Below are 18,309 nucleotides of genomic sequence, written 5' to 3'. Positions count from 1 at the left end.
GCGTTTTCGTTGGGCGGATGTGCAGCGGCCTCAGGCGGCGGCTTCACGTACCGCCGCGGACAGTCGATCCAGCGTGTCCTGCATCAGCGTCGCATCATCGGCCTCGACCGTGACCCGCACCACCGGCTCGGTACCGGACGGGCGCAGGAACGCACGGCCACGGCCGGCCACCGACTGCTGCGCGACAGCCAGCGCGGCCTGCACGCTGCCGGCCTGCACCGTGGCCTTGGCCGAGACATTGCCCAGCCGCACGTTGACCGTCTTCTGCGGCACCCGCACCAGTCCTTCCAGCGCCTGGCGCAGGGTCTGCCCGCTGTTGCGCAATGCCACCAGCACCTGCAGCGCGCTGACGATGCCGTCGCCGGTGGTGGCCCGATCCAGGCACAGCAGGTGGCCGGAGGCTTCACCGCCGAGCACGCCGCCGCCTTCCATCAGCGCCTGGTGCACGTAGCGATCGCCGACATTGCTGCGCACGAACGGAATCTGCAGGTCGGCAAATGCCTTCTCGACGCCGTAGTTGCTCATCAGCGTGCCGACCACCGGGCCGCGCAGGCGGCCTTCGGCTTTCCATGCACGGGCCAAGATATACAGCAGGTCATCGCCGTCGACCGGGTTGCCCTGGTCGTCGGCCATCAGCACGCGGTCGCCATCCCCATCGAAGGCGATGCCGAGATCGGCGCGGGTTTCGCGGACCTTGGCCGCCAGGTTGTCGATGTGGGTGGAACCCACGCCGGCGTTGATGTTGACGCCGTTGGGCTCGGCACCAATGCCGATCACCTCGGCGCCCAGTTCACGGAACAGCAGCGGCGCGATCTGGTAGGTGGCGCCGTGCGCGCAGTCCAGCACCAGGCGCACGCCACGCAGGTCGAACGCGCGCGGCACGCTGGCCTTGCAGAACTCGATGTAGCGGCCGACCGCTTCGCGCGCACGCGACGCCTTGCCCAGCTTTTCCGATTCGGCGGTGGTGAACGGGATGTCCAGCGCCGCTTCCAGGGCCAGCTCGGTGGCATCGTCGAGCTTCTCGCCCTGGGCGGAGAAGAACTTGATGCCGTTGTCGTAGTGCGGGTTGTGCGAGGCGCTGATGACGATGCCAGCGTCCACGCCAAGCGTACGGGTCAGGAACGCCACCGCCGGGGTCGGCATCGGCCCCAGCAACTGCACGTCCGCACCGGCGGCGACCAGGCCGGCTTCCAGTGCCGCTTCGAACATGTAACCGGAGATGCGGGTGTCCTTGCCGATCACCACGATCGGCCGGCGCCCATCCTGGCCGCGCTGGTCGACCAGGACACGGCCCAGGGCGTTGCCCAGGCGCAGCACGAAGTCGGCCGAGATCACGCCCTGGCCGACCCGTCCACGGATGCCATCAGTACCGAAGTACTTGCGGCCTCCCATCAAGCCACCTCCGGCGCCGGCTGACGGCCCAGCATTGCCAGCAGATCGGACAGGCGGTCGCGCATTTCGCGACGGTCGCAGATCTGGTCGATGGCGCCGTGCTCCAGCAGGAATTCCGAGCGCTGGAAGCCTTCCGGCAGCTTCTCGCGCACGGTCTGCTCGATCACGCGCGGGCCGGCGAAGCCGATCAGCGCCTGCGGCTCGGCGATGTTGATGTCACCCAGCATCGCGAAGGAAGCCGACACGCCGCCGGTGGTCGGATGGGTCAGCACCGAGATGTACGGCAGGCCGGCTTCACGCAGCTTGCCCAGCGCGGCCGAGGTCTTGGCCATCTGCATCAGCGAGAACAGGCCTTCCTGCATGCGGGCGCCACCGCTCTGCGAGAAGCACACGTAGGGCGCACCGATCTCGACCGCGGTTTCCGCGGCCAGTGCGAAACGCTCGCCGACCACCGAGCCCATCGAGCCGCCCATGAAGGCGAAGTCGAACGACGATGCCACCAGCGCACGGCCCTTGAGCAGGCCGCGCATGGCGATCAGCGCGTCGTACTCGCCGGTGTTCTTCTGCGCGATCTTGATGCGCTCGCTGTACTTCTTCTGGTCCTTGAACTTGAGCAGGTCGGTCGGCCCCAGGCGCGCACCGATCTCGGTGGTGCTGTCGGCATCGAACAGGGCGGCCAGGCGCGCACGCGCACGGATCGCCATGTGATGGCCGCACTTCGGGCAGACTTCCAGGTTCTCTTCCAGTTCCGGACGGTACAACGCGCTGCCGCAGTTGCTGCACTTTTCCCACAGGCCCTCGGGGACACTGCGCTTCTTGCTGGGGGTGTTGTCGGTGCGGATGCCGGACGGCATCAACTTGCTGAGCCAACTCATGCGGGAGGACACTTCCGTTCAGGGCGGCCCGGGGGCCGCAAAGGCGGACAGTCTAGCTCCGCTTTCCCCGCCCGTGCACCCCCTTGCCAGCCACGGGGCAGCCGGAAAAAACCATGCTGGGACGTACGTTTAGGTGCTGGGGCGGTGCCCACCGCTGGCCGGCAGCCCTTGCGTGCAGACCGATGGGTAGTGCCGGCCGCTGGCCGGCAGCCCTTGCACGCGAGCCCTCAGGAGGATGCCGGTCAGCGGCCGGCACTACCGTTACGCGTCCAGCGCCTGCCGCAGCGGGGCGAGGAAGGTCCGGGCGTGCTGCGCGGCCTCTTCCGCCGAGCCCGCTTCGGCCAGCGCCGCCACCAGCGCGCTGCCCACCACCACGCCGTCGGCCTGCCGGGCCATGGCCGCGGCACTGGCGGCATCCTTGATGCCGAAGCCCGCCACCACCGGCACCGACGCACGCGCGCGCAACGCCTGCAGGCGGGCACTGGCGGCATCGCTGTCCAGGCGCTCGGACGCGCCGGTGACACCGGCAAAGCTGACGTAGTAGAGATAGCCACGGGCCAGCGCCAGCAGCTTGTCGGCTCGCGCCTCGCTGGTGGTCGGCGACGCCAGCAGTACCAGCGCAAGGCCGGCTGCGTCGAACGCCTGCTGGGCGTCGCCCGCTTCTTCCGGCGGCAGGTCGACCAGCAGCACGCCGTCCACGCCGGCGTCGACGGCGGCCTTGGCGAAGGCCGCGTAACCGTGGATCTCCACCGGGTTCAGGTAGCCCATCAGCACCACGGGGGTCTGCGCATCGCGCTCGCGGAACTGCGCCACGGCCTGCAGGACGTAGCGGCTGCCGGCGCCGCGCGCCAGCGCGCGCTCGGAGCTGCGCTGGATGGTCGGGCCATCGGCCATCGGGTCGGAGAACGGCACGCCCAGTTCAATCACGTCGGCGCCGGCGTCGACCAGTGCGTGCATGACCGGCACGGTGGCCTCCAGCGAGGGATCACCGGCCGTGACGAAGGGGATCAGCGCCTTGCGCTGCTGTTCGCGCAGACGCTGGAAACAGGCATCGAGTCGGGATACGGACATTTCAGGCACATCCTTCAATCAGTTCAATCGCATCGCTGGTTCCCCAGTACATCTGGGTGACCCGCCCTTCAAACAGTTCCACGCGGATACCCAGGTCCGAACCCGGGTCCTGCCAGGTGAGGTACTCGCCCTGGTCACCATCGTAGGCATGCGGGCTGGATACCGGCGGCTTCGGGAACTGGGCCATGGCCTGGGCGCGGGTCATGCCGACACGCAGGCCGAACGGACCGGGCTGCTGGGTCGGCGCCCCGCTGTCCGGATCCAGGCCGAGATCGAAACGGACGACGCGATCTTCATCGGTCATCATCGACACGCCGGGCGGCAGCCCCTTGCCGTCGTAGTACTCGCAACTGCCGCCGATGGCTTCGACCGCCCCTTGCGCGGTCCACGGCCCGAGTGCCTTCAGATCGCCCATGTGCTGGCCGATCAGCACCTCGCCGGCATGGTCCAGCGCCACCGAGACCACCGCGGGCGCGCCATCGCTGTCCATATCTTCCGTGGACGGCGGATCGACGATCGGCGCACGTGCCATCGGGTCGAGGTCATCATTCGCGGCCGCCTGCTGTGCCGGCTGCGTGGTGGCCTTGGCGGCCGGTGCCAGCAGCGGCGGCTCCGGCGGCTGGCACGCGGCCAACCCCAGCGCCAGCAGCAGCACGCCACTGTTGCGCAGCAGCGCGCTCACAGCACCAGCCCTTCGCGCGCGGCGATGGTATGCACATCCTTGTCGCCACGGCCGGACAGATTGCACAGCACGATCTGGTCACGCGGACGCTCACGCGCCAGCTTGATCGCCTGCGCCAGCGCATGGCTGGACTCCAGCGCCGGCAGGATGCCCTCGGTATGCGCCAGCAGGTGGAAGGCCTGCAGTGCTTCGTCATCGGTGATGCCGAGGTAGCGCGCGCGGCCGGTATCGGCCAGGAATGCGTGTTCGGGGCCGACGCCCGGATAGTCCAGGCCGGCCGACACCGAATGGGTCTCGATGATCTGGCCGTCGTCGTCGCACAGTACATAGGTGCGGTTGCCATGCAGCACGCCCGGGCGACCGGCGGCGATCGATGCAGCATGGCGACCGGTGCTGATGCCATCACCTGCGGCCTCGGCGCCGACGATCTCGACCTGGCGGTCGTTGAGGAAGGCATGGAACAGGCCGATGGCATTGCTGCCGCCGCCGACGCAGGCAGTGATCGCATCGGGCAGGCGGCCGTACTCGGCCAGCATCTGCTCGCGTGCCTCGCGGCCGACGATGGCGTTGAAGTCGCGCACCATGCGCGGATAGGGATCCGGACCGGCGACCGTACCGATGATGTAGAAGGTGTCCTGGACATTGGTCACCCAGTCGCGCATCGCTTCGTTGAGCGCGTCCTTCAAAGTGGCCGAACCGGAGGTGACCGGCACCACCGTCGCGCCGAGCAGCTTCATGCGGTAGACGTTGATCTTCTGCCGCTCGATGTCGGTGGCGCCCATGTACACCACGCATTCCAGGCCCAACCGCGCGGCAACCGTGGCGCTGGCCACGCCGTGCTGGCCGGCACCGGTCTCGGCGATGATGCGCTTCTTGCCCATCCGCGCCGCCAGCAGCGCCTGGCCGATGGTGTTGTTGATCTTGTGCGCGCCGGTGTGGTTCAGGTCTTCGCGCTTGAGCAGGATCTGCGCGCCGCCGACATGGTCGCTCAGCCGCTGGGCGTGGTAGATCGGGCTCGGCCGGCCCACGTAATGGGCCAGGTCGCGGTCGTAGGCGGCCTGGAAGGCCGGATCCTGGCGGGCCTGGTCATAGGCCTGGGCGAGTTCCTGCAGCGGGCCGACCAGGGTTTCGGCAACGAAGCTGCCACCGTAGCGGCCGAAATGGCCCTGGGCATCCGGGAAGGCGTGGTAGTCGGCAATGGGGGAGGCAGACATGGAAGCGACCGCTGGTTCGAGACAGGTGGATACTCTAGCGCACGGGTCGTGACCGGAAAATGGATATTATCTGGCATATACCGTCAGGAAATCTCACATGAGCCGTTCGCTGTTGCCACCGCTCAATGCGCTGCGCGCGTTCGAGGCCACCGCCCGCCTGGGCGGGGTTGGCCGCGCCGCGCAGGACCTGCACGTGACCCACGGCGCGGTCAGCCGCCAGCTGAAGCTGCTGGAAGACCACCTCGGCCTGGCGCTGTTCCAGCGGGCCGGTCGCGGCCTGCGCCTGACCGATGCGGGCACGCGCCTGCAGGCAGCGTGCAGCGAGGCCTTCAGCGGCATCGAAGACTGCGTGCGCGAACTGCGCCGGCCGACCGCGGCCCCGGCGCTGGTGCTGGGCTGCAGCGGCAGCGTGCTGGCGCGCTGGATGATTCCGCGCCTGCCCGCACTGCAGGCTGCCCTGCCCGGCGTACGCCTGCAGTGGTCGGCGCTGGATGGCAGCTTCACCGAGGCGCAGGCCGCACTGGACGCGGTGCTGCTGCTGGCGCAGGGGCCGTGGCCCCGGGGCTGGCAGGTGCGTGAGCTGGCGCCGGAACGGGTCGGTGTGGTGGTGGCCCCCTCGCATCCGGCCGCGCAGCGCCTGCGGCATGTGCCGCCCTCGGCGCTGCTGCAGGAGACGCTGCTGCACACCAGCTCACGGCCGCAGGCATGGCCGGCGTGGGCGCAAGCGCACGATCTGGACACCTCGAAGCTGCAGCTGGGTACTGCCTTCGAGCACCTGTACTACCTGCTGGAGGCAGCGGTGGCCGGGCTGGGCCCGGCGATCGCACCCGAGCCCCTGGTGGCCGAGGACCTGGCCGCCGGGCGACTGGTCGCGCCGTGGGGGTTTGCCGCCACCGGTGGCTTCTGGGTGCTGGCGCGACCGGATGGACCGGCAGATGGGCGCGTGGATGCGCTGGCCGACTGGCTGGGCCAGCAACTGCGCTGACAACAAAAAGGGGACGGAGGGGATTAAGTCGCAAGTGGCACAAACGACTTAATCCCCTCCGTCCCCTTTTTTCAGCTGGCAGTCGGGGTGACCAGTCGCTGCTGCAGGTCTTCGCGCAGGCGCGACAGCTCGACTTCGGCCTGCTGCCGCTGCTGCATTCCTTCGCGATGGATGCTGCGCACTTCCTCGACCGTGGCGATCAACTGGTCGTGCACGTGGCGCAGCGTGGCCACGTCGATCACGCCGCGCTGGTTGCTGCGCGCGGTATCCACCGAGGCCTGGCGCAGCAGGTCGGCGTTGCGGCGCATCAGCTCGTTGGTGGCATCGTCGATGGCGGTGGACAGCTCGACCGCGGCCTTCTGCTCACCCAGCGAAAGCTGGATGGCGAACTGGCGCTTCCACGACGGGATGGTGATCTCGCGCACCGTGTTGAACTTCTCGATCAGCTGCAGCGCGTTGGCCTGGATCAGGCGGATCATCGGCAGCGACTGGTCGGCCGCATGCTGCATCAGCTGCAGGTCGGACACGCGCTTTTCGAGGAGGCGGATCGCGTTGTCGACTTCGCTCTGGCGGATGCGCTGCTGCGGATCCTCACTGCCCTGCCCGGCCTGCTGCTCGGCCTGCAGTTCGGCCAGGCGCTGCTTGCCGGCCGCAGCATACAGGCCCAGCGCATGGCGTTCTTCGCGGACGATGTCATGCATGCGGTCGAACTCGCCCACGCGCTTGCCCATCAACGCCTGCTGCACACCGACATCACCCAGCAGCTGCTCGATCTGCGCATTGGTGTCGCTGAACTTCTGCACCAGCTCGCCCTTGGATACGCGCAGGCGGTCGATCAGGCCACCGATCACCGGCACCTTCGACCGCTGCGCGAAGCCGTCCAGCTTCAGGCTGCGTGCGATGCGCACCACTTCGCCCAGTTTCTCGCCGCTGGCATCGAGGTCACGATTGCGCACCTGGTCCAGCAACTGGCTGGAAAACGCTGCGGTGCGCGTGGCCGCTTCGCGACCGAAGACCTGCAGGTTGCCCGGGCGCAGGTCTTCCAGCTCCAGACGGATCTCGGCGATGCGCGGCAGATCCTCGCGGACCAGGCCAAGCGCCTGCAATGCGCCTTCATCGAGCGGAACGGCGGTAGTCGTGCCGGGTACGAGGGCACCGGGGGTCTGGCTGTCCTGGGTCATCGGGCAGTCTCCTTGCAGTTGGGTAAGCGGCAGCGGCGGCCGGCTCAAGGCAGTCTAGCCTGAGCCGCCGCGACCTCGTCATCGATCTGTGCGTGCAGCGTGGCGGCCTTCGCCGCCAATGTGGCGCCGGCCGCGGCCTGGCCCGCCGCGGCGGCCTGCCGCCAGGCTGGCAACAGGACGTCATGGATGCGCGCGAAGCGTTGCAGCAGCACGTTGTCCTGGTCCTGCAGGAGCTGCCACTGGCCGGCCTCGAGACGGCGCAGCGTGGCCAGCCGGCGCAGGTGATCGAGCCGTTGCGACAGCGCGGCCTGGCCGGCGGTATCCAGCGACGCCAGCCGCACCGCTGCCAGCTCGACCCAGGCGTCCAGCGCTGCGGCCGCCGCTGAATGTCCGGCGATGGCCATGGCCCGCAGCTGCAGCTGCTGCTGCAGCTGCTGGGCCTGCTCGCGCGCCTGCAGGGCCAGCACGCCCAGCTGCGACTGCAGCGCACGTCCTTCCGCCTCGCGATCGACATCGCGCCCCAGCAGGCGGCCCCACCAGCCCGCCTGCTGCCGGATCTGCGCCGGGTTATCGGCCTGCAGGGCCAGCGCGATGCGTGCCAGTGCGGCCACCAGCCCTGCGCCCGCGCCCGGCGGCAACGGTGTTTCGCGCCGCGCCAGCGCCTGCAGCAACGGCGCACCATAGTCGGCCAGCGCGGCGACATCGGCCGTGTCCGGCAAGCTCGGTGGCGGCAGTGGCGCCTGCATGGTCACGGCAGCGGCGGCGGCTTCGGTGTCGTCGCTGGAATCTCCTCACCGTCGTCCGGCGGCAACGACTCGCCGTAGAAGTGACGCATCAGCGCCTCATCCAGCGCGCGCTCCTCCGGCGTCGTGGCACGGCGCACACGCGCACGCTGCGCCACCGCACTGTTCGGCACCCCACGCTCGACCTGCTGCCGCGCCCAGCCGGCGAACGCGGCCAGGGTCTGGGACACCTGTGCCTGCTGCGCCTGCGATGCCGCCAACAGTTCCACCAACGGTGCCAGGCCAGCCTGCAGGTCGTCGGCCAGGACCGTCGTCGGCACACTGGCGGCTGCCGCGACCGGCACCGGCGCGGCGGCCGGACGTGTTTCAGAAAGACGATGCAGGGCCTCCAGCAACGCCGGCCACGGTGCCGGGTCGGCAACGGCAATCGCTTCCGGCGCCGGCGGTGGAAGCTGCAGGGCGGTGGCGATGTCGGCCAGCTGCGCGACCACGCGCCCGCCGACATCGCTGTCGTCGGCCCCCATGGCCTTGTTGCGCAGGAAGTCGCGCTTGATCTGCGTCCAGCGTTGCGCCTGCGTGTCGTCCAGCACGCCGCGCAGCTCGGCCAGCTTCAACAGGTTTTCTTCGGCGCCGGTGGTCAGCAGCTGTGCCTCGCCCAGGTAATGATCGGAGATCAACTGCTGCAGCTCGTCCTCGTTCATCACCGGCGAGATCTTCTCGGCCAGCTTGTTCATGTTGCGGTAGCTACCCTGCAGCCGGAACGGCGGCTCGGTGCGGTAGCGATCGTCCTGCGCGGCACTGGCGATGTACTGCTGGTTGACGCGGTAGACCACGTCGCGCACGCGCAGCATGCGCTGCAGGGTGGCGGTGATTTCGTTGATCTCCGCGCTGCTGTAGGCGTGGCTCAGGCCGTTGGTCGAGACCTCCTTGCCCATCGCCCGGTCGACCAGCGTGTACAGGTCAGCCATGTCGCGCGTAGCCAGCGGCGCCAGCACCGGGTTGGAAGTCAGGCTGTTCTCGATGTAGCTGAGGGTAAAGGCCGCCTCCATGCCACCGAGCACATCACCCAGGTTGTAGATGTCGGCACGGTTGGCCAGCATGTCCGGAATCTTGAACACCTCGCCAGACTCGGTGTACGGATTGCCGGCCATCACCACGCAGAATTTCTTGCCGCGCATGTCGTAGGTGCGGGTGCGACCGCGCCACACACCCTCGATACGGCGGGTGCCATCGCACAGCGAGATGAACTTCTGCAGGAACTCCGGATGGGTGTGCTGGATGTCGTCCACATACAGCATGGTGTTGTTGCCCATTTCCAGCGCCAGGTTGAGCTTCTCCAGCTCCTGCCGCGAGGTCGCGTCCGGTGCCTGGGCCGGGTCCAGCGACCGCACCTCGTGACCCAGCGCCGGGCCGTTGATCTTCATGAAGACCAGGCCCAGGCGGTGCGCCACGTATTCCATAAGCGTGGTCTTGCCGTAGCCGGGCGGCGAAATCATCATCAGCAGGCCCATCAGGTCGCTGCGCTTGTTCTCGCCGACCGTGCCCATCTGCTTGGCCAGGTTGTCACCGATCACGCCCAGGTAGACATCATTGATCAGCTTGTTGCGTACGAACGAGGACAGCGGCCGCGCCTTGAACTCGGAAAGCCGCAAGGTCTCGCGCTCGCGGCCGATGATGCCCTGGCGCAGCGCCTGGTAGGCATGGAACGCTGGCACGAAATGACGCAGGTGCTGCTTCAGGCGCGCCAGGAAATCATCCAGCGATACCACCAGCGTGCCGTTGCTGATGCGTGCGTGTTCACCCAGCAGGCCACTGACCTCCGCCTGCAGCGCGGCGTCGCTGGCACGGGTACGCAGCTGGCGCTGCACCAGCAGCAGTGCTGCAGCCTCGTCGACGTAGCCGGCATGCGGGGCATGCGCCGGCATCCGCGCCAGCGCCCGCAGCCACTGACCGGCCAGCGCCCAGCGCGTGGCCAGCGGATCCTGGCTGCGCTGCAGGGCGCGTTCGACCGCCTCGCGTTGCCCGGCCTGTTCCAGCTGCCGAGCCAGTGCCTCCAGCAGCGCTACCGCATGGCGGCTGCTGCTGAACACCGGTTCGCCGGCCGCCAGTTCCTCGCCCAGATAAGCGGCCGCGGCCTCTGCGGCATCGGCATCGAACGGCAACGCGTGGGATTGCGCATACGCCAGCAGTGCCTCGGCCATTTCCGCACGCAACGCCAGGCGCCCTTCGTCGGACCCCAGCAGGCGTGCCAGCGCTTCAGCACCCATCTGGCGGGCCGGCCATTGCGCCACCGCTTCGCGCCGCTGCTCGGCAGCCCAGAACAGCACCGCCAGCGCACGCACCCGCGGTGCATGCCGCAGGCTGCCGGCCGCCTGCTGCAAGGGCAGCAACGCACGCAGGATCAGCGCGGCATCATGGTCATGGATGCCGCGCTCGTAGCCTTCGCGGTAGCGCGGTGCGGCAAACGCACGCACGCGCTGGTCCAGTGCTTCGGGCGTGGCGACGTCGTGCTGCAGCGTGGCCAGGTCAAGCCCGTCGCTCCCCTCCTGCGCGGCCATCAACAGGCTGCCGGCAAGATACTCGCCGCGATACAGTGCAGGTGATTCGGAGTCCAGGGTGACCGGCCAGAACGGCTTCAGCGCATCCAGCTCCGGATCGTGCAGCGTCTCCAGGAAGTCGGTGCCGGTCAGATGGATCGCCAGCGTGTCACCACGCGGCAGCAGGGTCAGGTCCAGCGCCTGGGTGTTGACGCTGAAGCGATGGCGCGGCCCCAGCCGCACCACGTTGCCGCCCGCCTCGTACAGATCACTGCGGTCACGCAGCTGGCGCACCGCCTGGTCACGCACGCCCTTCAGGCGCGCTTCGATGTCGTCGGCCTTGACGTTGTCATGCAACGCGCGCAGGCGTTCGGCCAGCTCACGCAGCTTGAGGATCAGCGGATCGCCGGCAAAGAACGCATTGAGCTCATCGGCGGTGGCGAAGCGCTCGGTGCGCTTGGCCAGGCCATCGAGGATGCGGCTGGCCGCATCCAGCACCGAACGTGCCTTGCGCTGGCGGTCATCCAGCAGCGCCTGCTTGTGCGTTTCGAAGGCTTCAACCAGCTCTTCGCGCTTGCTCAGGATGTCGCCGAGGAACTGCTCGTGTTCGCCGAACTGGCTCTCCAGCTCCTCCAGCTGCACCAGCAGGCGCGACAGCTGCTCGTCGGCACGCTCCGGGTCCGTGGCCAGCGCCAGCGCGCTGGTGATCGACTGCGAGAACAGCGCGAACTGCGCGGCGAACTGCGCCACGGCCTCGGCTGAGCCGAGCGACCTGCGGCGCTGATCGGCACGCGCGCGGGCCTGGTTGAGGCGGCCGTACAGCACCGAAATGGACTCGACCACGCGGGTGCGGGCGGTGGCATCGTCCACCTTCAGGCCGGCCATCAGTTCAGACAGCATATCCAGATCGGCCGCCATCCCGCGCAGCCCCTCCAGCTGCTCATCCAGCTGGCGGGCACTCTGCGCCTGCTGCGCAGCTTCATCCAGCGCCTGCAGGCGCGTGGTCAGCGGCACCAGCGCGGCATCGCCGGCGAGGAAGTCACCCGTGGCGGCGCCGACATGATCCTGCGCCTCCACCAGCTCGGCCGTCATCGTCTCGATGCGCGCGGTGTCGATGTAACGCAGCTCGCGGATGGTCAGCAGCCGTCCACGCAATGCGGTGATCGCATTGAGGGCCTCGACGAAGGCCTGCACCTCGTTCCAGTTCTGCGGCTGCAGCCGGCCCAGCAGCGCCTTGTGCGCGGCCTCTGCCTCGACCATCGCCTGCGCCGACTGCTGGCGGATCGACTGCACCTTCTCGTACTCGTCCAGCACCGATTCGCCGGTGGCGCTGATCTGCCGCAGCAGCGCCTCGGCGCCATCGCAGGCCGCGTCGCCCAACCAGTGGTGGGCATCGAACAGGCGCCGGGTGTCGGCCACCAGGCGCTGGTAGCGCTGCACCGACACGTCCTGGCCATCGATCTCGCGCGCCAAGTTGAACAGGTTGGAGATGCCCCGCACCAGTTCGGCATTGCCGATGCGGCCCATGAAGGTGTTGCCGGGTGGCCGGCTTGCAGCAAACTCGTCACTGCTGAACGGGGTCTGCCAGACCTGCATCGGATGGATGCGGGTCGGTTCGCTGCCTTCGGCATGGAACAGCACCATGCGCCCGTCCTGCATCAAGGCGTAGCCATGGCCGAACACCGGGTTCTGCAGCACGCGCTGGATGGTGTTGTAGACGAACAGCGCCGAGCGCCCGCCTTCGCGCTCGTAGAAGATGTACAGCACGTCCTCGCCGTTGGGCGAACGGATGCTGCGCTTGAACTGCATGCCGGCCATCGAGGCGTCGAACGCCTTGTGCTCGCCGCCCTGCAGGTAATAGCCACCCGGGAAGATCACGCCGTGGTCTTCGGGCAGCTGCACGCAGGCCTGCACGATCGCATCGTTGCGCACGATGCCGCCGGTCAGCGTGTTGTAGATCAGCCCGCGCCACTCCGTCTCGCGGTACGGCAGCACTTTCAGCAGCACCAGCGAGCCGACCCGGGCGAACTCGAACTGGGCGTCGTCCAGCGACTGCGTGCTGTCCTCCACCGGTTCGCTGTAGATGCCCTGCCCTGTCTCGGTGTTGTTCTCGACCTTGATCGTGAGGTCGCCGCCGGTGGTCTCCACGAACAGGGTATCGAGGATGTTCAGGTGCGAATGGCGGCCATTGACCGCCAGGTCGCGGGTCGCCCGGGTCCATTCGAAGTCGAACGGCGGCGGCAGTGCGACATCGCGCTCACCGCGCGCATCCAGATAGGTCAGTTCGCCATCGCGCGACAGCGCCCAGCGGAACACGCGCACGTCGCTGCTGCGCTCACCGATCTGGAACGACGCCAGCAGCTTGTCCCCCACCACGATCAGCTGCAGCAGGCGCGCGTGCTTGTAGTAGGCGTACAGTTCGTTGAAGTCGTGCACGAAGCCGGGCTGGTCGAGGAAGCTGCCCTTCAGCTCCAGCGCCGCCACGTCGTAGCCGTCGCTGCCCTGCACCAGCCGGTACAGGCCGAACACGTCCTCGATGCGGGTCTGGGTCTTCAGCCCGATGAACACGTTGTAGCCGAACAGCAGGCGGTCCGGCCCGACCTGCACGATGTCACGGCCGACGCAGTTGTTTTCGCTGCGGATGCGGAAGCGACCGACCACCTCCAGGCGGCTGTCGCCGAACTCGGCCAGGCGCTGGCGGTTGAGCGTTTCGGCCAGGCCCTGCAGGCGCTGGCCCTGCTCGGCCAGGCGGCGGCGCAGGACTTCATAGGCACCGCCCTGGGCAACGGCCTGGTCGACGGTAGTGCCGCCGGCCTCCGGTGCAGTGGATTCGGCGGACGGATGGGTATCAGACATCAGCAGGCTTCCGGCTCACGGGCGGACGGCCGCGGTTGCGGCCGACGCGGGCGGGCGATGGCCGCAGCAGCCATCGCCCGATGCATCAACGGGCGCTGTCGACCACGGTGGCCGACACGGTCGGCACCGCTTCGGCATCCTCGGCGATCTGGCGCGGCGCCGGTTCGGCCACGGCCACGCCCAGGTAGCGCTGCATCAGCTCCTGCACGATCGGGCTCTTGCCGGCAAAGCCTTCGATCGACTTGCCCAGCGACACTGCCTTGACCAGGTTCTCGAACATGCCGCCGTCGCCACCGACCAGATCGATATCGGCATTGCGCAGCGCGCTGGCGATGACGTTGGCGTTCTCGCGCGAGACTTCCTTGCCGGCTTCGATCGAGGCCAGCGCCTGCTTCAGGCTGTTGTCCAGCATCATGCGGAACTCTTCGTGGCCACGTGCCTGGTCGCTCAGCGAAGCGATCGCTTCGAACTTGCGCACCAGGCCTTCGGCCTCGGCCAGCAGCTTCTTCTGCACCACGCCGGCTTCGGCGTTGCCCAGCGATTCGGTGGCGGTGGCACGGGCCAGGCCCATCTTCTCCTCACCCTGCGCCTGCGCCTGCAGGGTCTCGGCCAGCACGCGGGCTTCGTTGCTGCCCTGCTTCAGGCTGGCTTCGGCCTTGGCTTCGATCACGCGGGCCTCGGCGATGCCGACCTTCTCGATGGCCAGTGCCGAAGCTTCACGCACCTGCGCTTCGGCCAGGCCCGGTGCGGCCTGCTCGGCGCGCAGCGCGTCGGCCAGCAGGCGCTTGGCTTCGGCCTGCTTGCCGGCTGCTTCGTGTTCGGCCTGGGCCAGCGTGGTCAGTTCCACTGCGCGGTGCTTGGAAGCGGTCTCGCGTGCCTGCGCTTCCTTTACCTCGCGCACCAGCGATTCCTGCGCCTTGGCCTCGGCTTCCAGGATCAGCACCTGCTTCTGGCGGTCGGCCTCGGAGACCTCGCGCACTTCCTTGATGCGCTCTTCCTCCTGCGCCACGGTCTTGTCGATGGAGATGCGTTCGCGGGTGATGTTGGCCACGTCCATCTTGCCCTGCTCGACCACCTTGTCGCGCTCCACGCCCTGCAGCTGCACTTCGCGGTCGGTGGTGACCTGCTCAAGCTGGCGTGCGCGCTCGACGCGCTCGGCCTCGATGGCCACGGCGCGCTGGCGGTTCTGCTCGGCCACTTCCACTTCGCGCAGGCGGTTCTGGTCGCGGATCTCGATCAGCTGCTGTGCTTCGATGCGGGCGTTCTCGGACAGCTGGCGCTGCTCTTCCTGCACCTTGGCGGTCTCGGCCTCCTCGCGCGCGCGGATGGTCTCGATCTCGCGCTTCTGGCGTGCTTCGGCTTCGGCCTGCTGGCGTTCCAGCGCCAGCAGCGCTTCACGCGCTTCCACGTTCTTCTTGGTGATGGCGAGCTTCTCGTTCTGCTCCAGCTCGTTGGTCACCACGTTCTGCGCGGCGGTCAGCTCGGTGATCTTGCGGATACCCTGCGCGTCAAGGATGTTGAACTGGTCCAGCAGCGCCTTCGGGGTCTGCTCCAGGTAATCGATCGCCACGTCTTCCAGCACATAGCCGTTGAGGTCGTTGCCGATCACCGCGATGATCTCGTCGCGGAACTCCTGGCGCTTCTCGAACAGTTCGGTGAAGTCGAACTTCTTGCCGACCGTCTTCAACGCTTCGGAGAACTTGGCGTTGAACAGCTCATCGACGGCATGCTTGTCCGACGCACGGTCGGCACCGATGGCCTTGGCCACGCGCAGCACGTCGGCCTGGGTCTCGTTCACCCGCAGGTAGAAGGCCACGGCGATGTCGGCACGCATGTTGTCGCGGCAGATCAGGCCTTCCTTGCCACGGCGGTCGATCTGCAGGGTGATCAGGCTGATCCGCATCAGCTCGGCGCGGTACAGCACCGGGATGATCAGCGCACCGGTGAAGTGCACCTTGGGCGTGGAGCTCATGTCGTTGACGATCAGGGCCACGCCCTGGTCGACCTTGCGGTAGAAGGCCTTGAACAGCCCGGCCACGCCCAGCAGCAGGACGAGCAGGCCGCCGGCGACGGCCAGGAACGGTAAGAGGGATGCCAACGTCATTGATGAGTCTCCTTGTTGCCCGGAAGCAGGTTGTCCTGGAAATCGAGGGCGATCGCATCGGCGCGGACCACCCGGTAATAGTGTTGTTCGGCCATGTGCTCAACCAGCACGATGCGCTCGCCACGCTGCAGTTCGATGTCGCTGCGGATCTGCAGCACCAGCCCGGCGCCGCCATCATCGACCGTGGCATGACCGCTGCGTGCGTCCACCTTCGGCGACGCGACCACGCCGGCCCGGCCGAGCAGCGATGCCTGCGGCACCGGCCGCAGGCGCAGCAGGAAGCGCCGGACCGGGCGCAGGATCAGCGCGATGAGCGGTACCGCTGGCAGCGGTGCCAGCACCGCCACGAGCGTACCCAGGCCCCAGCGCAGCAGGTCCGGCAGCGGCAGCAGTACGAACAGATGGATGAAATAGGTGATGAGCCAGCCGAACAGGCTCAGCAGGGTGACCACCACCATGATCGGGACGCCACCCAGGCCCCAGCGCGCCAGCATGGCCGACAGGCCACTGAGGTCGGTCCCCGCCTCGAGCGCGCCATCGGCGCCGAGATTGCCAAAACCGTCATCGACCAGGCCGAACGCCGCAACCGCCCAATACATCACCGACACCAACAGCAGAATGCTGTACGGCAGCGTCGGGTAACCGAGTACGACGGTGAGAAACTCCTGCATCGCTTGCCTTCCTGGGCTGTGGGCGGCGGCCGCCCGTTCGGGGCGCGCCGCGCGCGTCCCGTCGATCCCCGCGCCAGCCCTCATGGCAGGCGCGCTTGGGACCATCCTATGTGAAGAATGCGTGCAGGCTCAAATCCAGGTCCAAATCACGGCAAATAATGACGCCAATCACTCGAGAACCGTGCAATCGGCGCGGCGCACTTCCTCGACGAAGGTGCGCATCTTGTAGCCGTCCTTGATGCCCGGCTCCAGTTCGATGCCACTGGAGACATCCACGCCCCACGGCAGGGTACCCAGCACCGCGTCGTAGACGTTTTCCGGGTTCAGGCCGCCGGCCAGCAGGAACGGGCGATGCAGGCCGGTCGGGATCCGGCCCCAGTCAAAGGCCACGCCGGTGCCGCCACCGCCACCCGGCGCGTGGCTGTCGAACAGGAAGCCGGCGGCGCTGGGATAGCGCAGCTGCAGGGTGCGGGCGTTGATCTCTTCACGGCCGCCCATGGCGATCGCCTTCAGGTACGGCATGTTGAAGCTGCGGCAGAAGCTCTCGTCTTCCTCGCCGTGGAACTGCAGCAGGGTCGGTCGTACCGTGCGCAGCACCTCGCGCACTTCTTCCTTGCTGTTGTTGCGGAACAGCGCCACCACGTCGACCATGGGCGCGATCGCCTGGCGCATCGCGCGTGCCTCGGCCGGAGCGACCCGGCGGCTGCTTTCACGGGCGAAGATGAAACCCACCGCGTCCACGCCCAGCTCACCGGCCAGGCGGACGTCGCCGGCCCGGGTCATGCCACAGAACTTGATGCGCGTGCGGTAGTAGGAGCGGCTCATAGCGTGACCTCGGCGGGCAGATGCCAGTTGTCGGGGTACAGGGGCCCAAGGAACACCAGGCCCTGCGGCGGTGCGGTGGGACCGGCTACGGTGCGATCGCGCCCGGCCAGCAGTTCGGCGATCCATTCCACCGGCTTCTCGCCACTGCCCACCAGGATCAGCGATCCGACGATATTGCGGACCATGTGATGAAGGAATGCATTGCCCTGCACGGCGACCTCGATCACCTCGCCCTGGCGGCTGACCTGCAGTGACTGCAGTTCACGCCGTGCATGCAGCGCCTGGCACTGCACCGAGCGGAACGCGCTGAAGTCGTTCTCGCCTAGCAGGGCCTGGCCGGCGGCATGCATCAGGCCCGCGTCCAGCGCACGGCGCTCCCAGCTGAGGGTCTGCCGCTGCAGCGCCGGCCGCACTTCGCGGTTGAGCAGGCGATAACGGTAACGGCGTGCCCGCGCCGAGAAGCGGGCGTGGAAATCATCGGCCACGGGCACGCACCAGCGCACCGCGATCGAGCGCGGCAGGCGGGTGGTGGTGCCCAGCATCCAGGCGCGCGGATCGCGCACCACGTCGGTGTCGAAATGCACGACCTGGCACTGGCCGTGCACGCCGGCATCGGTGCGACCGGCACAGACCACCTGCAGCGGCGCATCGGCCACCGACGACAGGGCCTGCTCAAGGCTGGCCTGCACGCTGGGACCACCCTCGCCCAGGTTCTGCCAGCCCCTGAAATCGCTGCCGTCGTACTCGACGCCAAGCGCGTAACGCATGTGCTACCTCGATGTTGCGGGAGGGGCGGCGCTCAGGCCGGATCGCGTTCGGACCAGACCGCCAGTTCGTTGCCACCGGGCTCGACGAACTGGAAGCGGCTGCCACCGGGGAAAGAAAACACCGGCCGTACGATCTCACCGCCAGCGTTGCGCACCGCCGCCTCGATGGGCGCCAACTGGTCGGCATACAGCACCAGCAGCGGCGCGCCGCTGTCACTGGCCCGTTGCGGCTGGCCGCGGAAGAAGCCGCCCTGCAGGCGGCCATCGTCGAAGGCGGTGTAGTCGCTGCCATAGTCGACGAACGACCACCCGAACACCTTTTCGAAGAAGGCGCGGCTGTCGGCCGGGTCACTGGAGGCGAATTCAACGTAGTCGATACGGCGCTCGCGGCTCATGGCACGGTCCT

General features: G+C 68.1%; 14 protein-coding genes. 1 reads left to right on the top strand and 13 read right to left on the bottom strand.

Annotated elements, in window-relative coordinates; genetic code table 11:
- Positions 1-30: 30 nt before the first annotated feature.
- The 5 genes from glmM to trpB form a co-directional block, all read right to left on the bottom strand.
- Complete coding sequence (glmM, locus tag AC5P7A_RS01245) at positions 31-1,392, bottom strand: phosphoglucosamine mutase (RefSeq protein WP_014647877.1); 1,362 nt, start codon at positions 1,390-1,392, stop codon at positions 31-33.
- On the bottom strand, positions 1,392-2,267 hold the full coding sequence (accD, locus tag AC5P7A_RS01240) for an acetyl-CoA carboxylase, carboxyltransferase subunit beta (RefSeq protein ID WP_005410473.1): 876 nt from the start codon (positions 2,265-2,267) through the stop codon (positions 1,392-1,394). The genes glmM and accD overlap by 1 nt, the downstream gene beginning before the upstream one ends.
- Positions 2,268-2,528: 261 nt before the next feature.
- Positions 2,529-3,338, bottom strand: coding sequence for a tryptophan synthase subunit alpha (trpA, locus tag AC5P7A_RS01235; protein ID WP_046431828.1), 810 nt, complete (start codon positions 3,336-3,338; stop codon positions 2,529-2,531).
- Position 3,339: 1 nt separating this feature from the next.
- The gene (locus tag AC5P7A_RS01230; protein ID WP_049407824.1) at positions 3,340-4,020 is read right to left on the bottom strand and encodes a hypothetical protein; all 681 of its coding nucleotides are present in this window, start codon (positions 4,018-4,020) and stop codon (positions 3,340-3,342) included.
- Positions 4,017-5,234, bottom strand: a complete 1,218-nt coding sequence (gene trpB, locus AC5P7A_RS01225) for a tryptophan synthase subunit beta (protein ID WP_032957499.1) — start codon at positions 5,232-5,234, stop codon at positions 4,017-4,019. Before trpB ends, AC5P7A_RS01230 begins: the two co-directional genes overlap by 4 nt.
- Positions 5,235-5,331: 97 nt before the next feature.
- Between trpB and AC5P7A_RS01220 the strand changes: the two genes are divergently transcribed.
- On the top strand, positions 5,332-6,219 hold the full coding sequence (locus AC5P7A_RS01220; protein ID WP_241887542.1) for a LysR substrate-binding domain-containing protein: 888 nt from the start codon (positions 5,332-5,334) through the stop codon (positions 6,217-6,219).
- Between the two features lie 71 nt (positions 6,220-6,290).
- Here AC5P7A_RS01220 and AC5P7A_RS01215 read toward each other — a convergent pair whose 3' ends face one another.
- From AC5P7A_RS01215 to AC5P7A_RS01180, 8 genes are all read right to left on the bottom strand, one after another.
- Entirely contained in the window at positions 6,291-7,400 is a 1,110-nt protein-coding gene (locus tag AC5P7A_RS01215; protein ID WP_495219822.1) for a toxic anion resistance protein, read from the bottom strand.
- A 44-nt stretch (positions 7,401-7,444) separates the two neighbouring features.
- Complete coding sequence (locus AC5P7A_RS01210) at positions 7,445-8,146, bottom strand: hypothetical protein (RefSeq protein WP_014647883.1); 702 nt, start codon at positions 8,144-8,146, stop codon at positions 7,445-7,447.
- A 2-nt stretch (positions 8,147-8,148) separates the two neighbouring features.
- Positions 8,149-13,536: a DNA repair ATPase gene (locus tag AC5P7A_RS01205; RefSeq protein WP_495219821.1), complete on the bottom strand. Its 5,388-nt coding sequence runs from the start codon at positions 13,534-13,536 to the stop codon at positions 8,149-8,151.
- A gap of 85 nt (positions 13,537-13,621) precedes the next feature.
- A complete protein-coding gene (locus tag AC5P7A_RS01200) occupies positions 13,622-15,640 on the bottom strand; it encodes a hypothetical protein (protein ID WP_014647885.1) in 2,019 nt (672 codons plus the stop codon).
- Positions 15,637-16,311 carry a hypothetical protein gene (locus tag AC5P7A_RS01195; protein ID WP_014647886.1) on the bottom strand — a complete coding sequence of 225 codons (675 nt, stop codon included), beginning with the start codon at positions 16,309-16,311 and terminating at the stop codon, positions 15,637-15,639. Before AC5P7A_RS01195 ends, AC5P7A_RS01200 begins: the two co-directional genes overlap by 4 nt.
- A gap of 168 nt (positions 16,312-16,479) precedes the next feature.
- A complete protein-coding gene (locus tag AC5P7A_RS01190; RefSeq protein ID WP_014647887.1) occupies positions 16,480-17,136 on the bottom strand; it encodes a phosphoribosylanthranilate isomerase in 657 nt (218 codons plus the stop codon).
- Positions 17,133-17,903, bottom strand: a complete 771-nt coding sequence (gene truA / locus AC5P7A_RS01185; protein WP_014647888.1) for a tRNA pseudouridine(38-40) synthase TruA — start codon at positions 17,901-17,903, stop codon at positions 17,133-17,135. The genes AC5P7A_RS01190 and truA overlap by 4 nt, the downstream gene beginning before the upstream one ends.
- A gap of 32 nt (positions 17,904-17,935) precedes the next feature.
- Positions 17,936-18,298 carry a VOC family protein gene (locus AC5P7A_RS01180; RefSeq protein WP_495219876.1) on the bottom strand — a complete coding sequence of 121 codons (363 nt, stop codon included), beginning with the start codon at positions 18,296-18,298 and terminating at the stop codon, positions 17,936-17,938.
- Positions 18,299-18,309 lie beyond the last annotated feature (11 nt).

This window comes from Stenotrophomonas sp. YJH_SMC_65, from assembly GCF_059369475.1.
This window is presented reverse-complemented; position numbering and strand designations above follow the sequence as displayed.